The organism is uncultured Clostridium sp. (assembly GCF_947036855.1).
GTDB lineage: Bacteria > Bacillota > Clostridia > Clostridiales > Clostridiaceae > Sarcina.
In genome coordinates this window covers 1-5,550 of sequence record NZ_CAMQRY010000146.1, presented here as the reverse complement: position 1 = coordinate 5,550, position 5,550 = coordinate 1, and the positions used below count along the sequence as shown (strand labels likewise).

At 26.9% G+C, this 5,550-nt stretch carries 5 protein-coding genes; 4 read left to right on the top strand and 1 reads right to left on the bottom strand.

Translation table 11 applies throughout. The annotated features are described in order from the left end of the window. Positions 1–285, top strand: a 285-nt coding sequence (locus Q0V15_RS11485) for a hypothetical protein (RefSeq protein ID WP_297439136.1), incomplete at its 5' end; no start/stop codon positions are given. 109 nt (positions 286–394) lie between these two features. Here Q0V15_RS11485 and srtB read toward each other — a convergent pair. Further along, positions 395–1,171 (bottom strand): class B sortase, encoded by a 777-nt coding sequence (gene srtB, locus Q0V15_RS11480; RefSeq protein ID WP_297439134.1) that lies wholly within the window; start codon positions 1,169–1,171, stop codon positions 395–397. A 151-nt stretch (positions 1,172–1,322) separates the two neighbouring features. On the opposite strand from srtB, the gene Q0V15_RS11475 reads away from it, so the two are divergent. The 3 genes from Q0V15_RS11475 to Q0V15_RS11465 all read left to right on the top strand — a co-directional run. Further along, positions 1,323–3,230, top strand: a complete 1,908-nt coding sequence (locus Q0V15_RS11475) for an MBL fold metallo-hydrolase (protein ID WP_297439132.1) — start codon at positions 1,323–1,325, stop codon at positions 3,228–3,230. A 13-nt stretch (positions 3,231–3,243) separates the two neighbouring features. Beyond that, positions 3,244–4,560 (top strand): hypothetical protein, encoded by a 1,317-nt coding sequence (locus Q0V15_RS11470; RefSeq protein ID WP_297439130.1) that lies wholly within the window; start codon positions 3,244–3,246, stop codon positions 4,558–4,560. Between the two features lie 39 nt (positions 4,561–4,599). Continuing rightward, positions 4,600–5,550, top strand: a 951-nt coding sequence (locus Q0V15_RS11465; protein WP_297439128.1) for an Hsp70 family protein, incomplete at its 3' end; no start/stop codon positions are given.

Here is a 5,550-nt window from a genome sequence, read left to right as displayed (position 1 = left end):
CCAGATCCACCAGTAGATCCGGAGAAACCAGATCCACCAGTAGATCCGGAGAAACCAGATCCACCAGTAGATCCAGAGAAACCGGATCCACCAGTAGATCCAGAGAAACTAAGTGGTAATAGTGGAAATGGAGCTAATGAATCTAATAATCAATTAGGTTCTAAGCCAAAACCATCAATAGGGGGAGTATTCCCAGAAACTTCTGATAATGGAATTTTCTCATATGGACTTATATCTCTTATTTCGATTTTAGGATTATATTTTATAAATAAAAAGCGATATTAATTAAAAATAATAAGGCCATCTTAAAGCAAAATGCTTTAAGATGGCCTTAGTTTTATAGTTGGTTATAATATTGAGTATTTAGGCAATACTATATAGTTAATTATAACTTTTAAAGGTTATCAGTTTTTGTAAGTTTAGCATGAACTAGTGTCCGAATATCAGATGATTCATAGCTACATGTTACAAGGGTTATTATTTTATCGTATGGAGTAACTTCTAAATTGTTTTGATATAAGGAATTGCTTTGGATTTCAGAAATATAAGTATCTATTTCAAATGTATCCATTGATGCATTTATAAGATAATGTGGGTCTGCATTTTTTGATCCATCCGCAAGATATACAGAAAAAACTTCATAAGTATATACAGAGTCTTTATCAGTTATTTTAATTTTATTATTTTGTTTAAAGAATTCTTCGTCTTTATAATTTTCTATATGGTTAAACATTGTTTTGTTTTTCATATTATGTCCGTAAATAAGAGTGTTAAAATCTTCAGTGAATACATTTCTATAATCTAAGAAGATGCTACCAGAGGATGAATTTTCTTTATTAAAATTTTGTTTTAGATAATCAAAGTTATTATTTCCTTTAACAACTGGATAATTAACAGTAGTATTTTCTACATTTATCCAAAATGAATAATCAGCATTTAACTCTTTCATTTTAGGAAAGATATTTTCTTTTGTATTATTTTTACTTTCGTTTATAAATACTTCCTCTATTTGAGTATAAGTAGTGGAAGCTTTTTTATAATCTACTATTTTAAATAAAATTTTATAAAGACTAAATATAAGGAGTAAACATAAAAATATATTTAAGATTTTTTTCACTATATTGTTCAAATAAAACACACAACCTTTTGTTAAAATTTGGCATAAATACATTATATAATATATAAAGTTAAAAAAGAGTGGTTAAATTATAAATATTACGTTAATAAATAAGTAAAAAAAGACAAAATATGATAAAATTGGGAATGTATATAAGTGAGATTGTTTTAAAATAATGACTATATAAAAGGAGGGGAGATTAGGTTTGCAGGGGGATATTAATTTAATTAATGATTATTTGAAGATTAAAGAAGTTAAGGAAAAAAGTTTTTATAGAGAGCTTTTGAGAGGCTCAAATGAGTTTGATTTAAAAGACTTTTATAATTCAAGGAAAAGTATTGAAAGTGCAATAAATTTACTTGAAATAAATAGTGAAAATTTTAGTTTTATTTTAAGATTAACAGTTTTTAATGACCTTTTAGATAAATTATTATATTCAGAGGGATTAGAAATTGAGAAGCTTGAAAAGTCAGAAGATAAATTAACTAAGTTTTTCATTCAATTTTATAATATATATAAATTAAAAGAGAAATCTGAATTAAGTGATGTTTTAAAAGAACTTGAAAATTTGGAGGATGTTAGTGTAGCTTTATATCTTTTTTCTATGGTTACAGATAGTAAAGAAGCTAGAATAGATTTTTTAAGAGAAGCTTTAAAAATATATAAGAATAATTTTGCAGTAGCAAAAGAATTATATATTAGTGGAGAAAATATAGATATTGAAGTTTTAAAAGATTTATATTTAATGGATATGGAGCTTTTTTATAGTAATAATGTTTATAGCATAAAAGGAAAAGAAGATTATGATTTTGAATTTTTACCACTTGGTGGTGGAGATACAATAGGAGCAAGTTGTTATTTTGTGAGAAGTGGAGAAAGTAAATTTCTTATAGATGCAGGTATTAAGTTTTCGAAAAATGAAAAGGTTTTGCCAAACTTTAATGGTTTTGAAAATAGGCTTAAAGAGTGTGAGTATTGCTTAATAACACATGCACATTTAGACCATTGTGGAGCTATTGTTGAACTTCATAAGATTAATAATAAGATTAAGTTTGTTATGACTAAAGATACTAGAAAACTTATTTGGCTGAATTTAAATTCAGGAGGTGTCAGTCTTGATACTTTAAATACTTTAGAAAATATTTTAAAGGTTTCAATAATACTTGATTTTAATGAAAAGGTTAAACTTAAGTTTAATAAAGATAGCTTGGATTTAGAACTTTATAGAGCTGGGCATATACTTGGTGCTGCTTCTATATTTTTAAAATCTGATAAGGTCAAAGTTTTTATTACAGGTGATTTTTTAGTTGAAGAACAAAATACAGTTTCAGGAGCAGAGGTTCCAAATGAAGAAATAGATATTTTAATTACTGAAAACACATATGGAGATAAAGAAATTCAAAATATATCTTCAAGTAAATTAGAATATTCTTTACTTAAAAAGTATGTTGCTGATGGAATTAGTAGTGATAAAAATATATTAATACCAGCATTTGCAATTGGAAGAACTCAAGAGGTTATAAAGATACTTGAAGATTTAGCAGTAGAAAACAATTTTAGAATTTATATTGATGGAGATTCTGTAAGATTAACTAAAGCTTATATAAAAATGGGAGTTAAGCTTAATTGTAAAAAGGTGAATTTTATAAAAAGTAGTCAATATAAGTCTAAAAGGACATTTATAAGAGAAGAGTTTATGACTAATAGAAGTATTGTTATAGCGAGTTCTGGAATGCTTAAAGAAGGCAGTGTTTCTGTTGAATATGCAAAAGAAATGATTTCTGATGAAAATTCTATTTGTATTTTAACAGGTTATCAAGTAAGTGGAACACTTGGGGCAAATCTTAGTGATCAGTCTATGATTAATGGTGAAAGATATACAGAGATTGATAGAGAAAAATATAAAATTAATTGTGATTTGAAAATAATTAATTTATCAGCACACGCAGGAGTAAATTCAATACTTGCAGTGGTGAAAAAAATTAAAGCAAAAAATATTATTTTGGTTCATGGTGAAATTGGAGCAGAGAAGAGTTACATTAATAAAATTTTGGATGCGTATAAATATATAAGGGTATACCAAAGTATAGATAATGAAGTTATAAATTTATAGGGGGAATTATTGTATGGAAAAAAGAATTATTAGGGAAGCTATAAAATTACCAGGTGGGATTTTTAGGTCAAGAAAATTAAATGAGATAAGTAGAGCTGATATTGAAAAAGTTTTGATTGCTAATAAACTTATAAGTATTGAGGAAAGGATATTTAAAAATTTAATTGTTAGAAATGCTATTTATGTAAATATGGAAAAATCTAAAACACGAGAGGAGCTTATTAAAAACTGTTTAAAAAATTTGGAGAATGAAAAAATTATAACGAGTGAAATAGTAAATGATACTGTAGTACGAAGAATATTTGAAGGAAATGGAAGTATAGAATTATTTAAAAAATTTAGAAGTGGAAAACTTCTAGTAGATGATAAAAAAAGAGCTGAAAATGATATTATATCAACAGTTATTGAGGTAGTAAGTTTTTATAATGCTATTGAAAATGGAAATGTAGAGGAAGGAAAAAATATAAAGGATACTATTGAAATTCTTGAAAATAATTTTGAGTATGGAGAAATAGAATTAGATAGATTAAAACATTATCAAAAAGTGAGAAATTTAAAGCATAATTCATTAAGAAGTATAGCTAAATATTTTAAAGATTCAAAACCGTATAAAGCTATTTTAGATATATATAAGAATACTGCTAAAGGTGAAGAAATTATAAATGATAAAAAAGAATGTAGTTTTGAGGATGATTTATTTGATATTTTAAATGGTGGAGATAAAATAAGTGATAATAAATCGAAAGATGTAAAAAAAGTTAAAAAAGAATTAGATATAAGAGAAAAAAAAATAAGTAAAAAAGATGAGAAAAGAGAAAAAATAGAATTAAAGCCTAAGGGGGAGGTAGTGAAAAAAGAATATAAAGATAGAAAGACTGATAAGGTTATAAAAAAGGAAACAGGAAACGACTTAGATAAAAGTTTTAGGCTTGTTGCAAAAGAACTTGGGTATCATGTTATAAAAGGGAATAAGTGTGAAGAAGAAGATAGTAAAATTGATATTTTAAAGGAGCTTGCATCTATTAAGAAAGGGGCTGTATTATCAGAACTTTATAATGTTTATACAGATATAAATAAGCAATCAATTGATAATATAGAAGCTGCTATGGGTAATTTCTTTAATAAACTTAGAGTATTAGGATTTGAGGCTGATGAAGAGAATGAAATTGGTGAGGATATTATTGTTAATACAAAGGATGCTTTAGATAAATTTGTTTTCTCAAGCCCGGTTTCTGAAAAGGGAGAAGTTATAGGAAGTGTGAAGTATAGAGCATGGAATTATAAGGGGAAAAAAGTTACACCAATAATTATAGATGTTATAACAGATTAAGTGAAAAGAAAAAGTGAAAATATAAGGGGATGATTTAATATGGCATTTTCAATAGGAATAGACCTTGGAACTACTAATACGGTGGTATCAACAGGTAGAAGAAGTGTGAGTGGGGGAATAGAAGTTTTAACAGAGAAATTACCTCAAATGGATGAAAATAAAAAGTTAGTATTTGATACACTTCTACCATCATTTTTATATTCAGATATGGATGAGTTATGTGTTGGTAAATATGCAAAAGCAATGAAAAGTCAGAGTAAAAATAATGTAATTTCTAATTCAAAGAATTTTATTGGGCAAAGAAATTATAAGTGGGATATTGATGGAAAGATTTATACACCAGAACTTGTAGCATCATATTTTTTAAGTGCTATAAGGGGATTCCTTATAGATAAATATGGTGATGAGGATGATATAAAGAGTGCCGTTATTACAGTTCCAGCATCTTTTGATATAGACCAGAGAAATTTTACAAAAACAGCAGCAAGACTTGCTGGTTTTGATGGAGATATAACTTTAATATCAGAGCCAACAGCGGCAGTTTTAGATTTTATAAATGAACAAAGCAAAATTGCTGATGAAGATAAATTTATAGATTTATCAGATTTTAAAACTATGCTTGTTTTTGACCTTGGAGGTGGAACTTGTGATGTTGCAGTTTTAAAAGTTAAGATTGTAGGAAAAGAAGTATTTTTAGAAGAGGTTACAGTTTCACCACATACGCTTATTGGTGGAACAAATTTTGATGCTTATGCAGTTGAAGGAATTATAAGCGATTATGAAAAAGAAAATAAAGTTAAAGTTTCAGAGCTTATGAGTAAGGAGCGATATGCAGAGTTTAAAGGTAGACTTTTAATGTCGCTTGAAGATTATAAGATATATTTTTCAGATAAATATAATATGAAAACACCATCTTTAGAGAATAGGGATAGTGTTTTAGAAAAGATAAGTGTTCAAGTTATAGAACCAGGAGTTTTAGGGGGGAGTCCC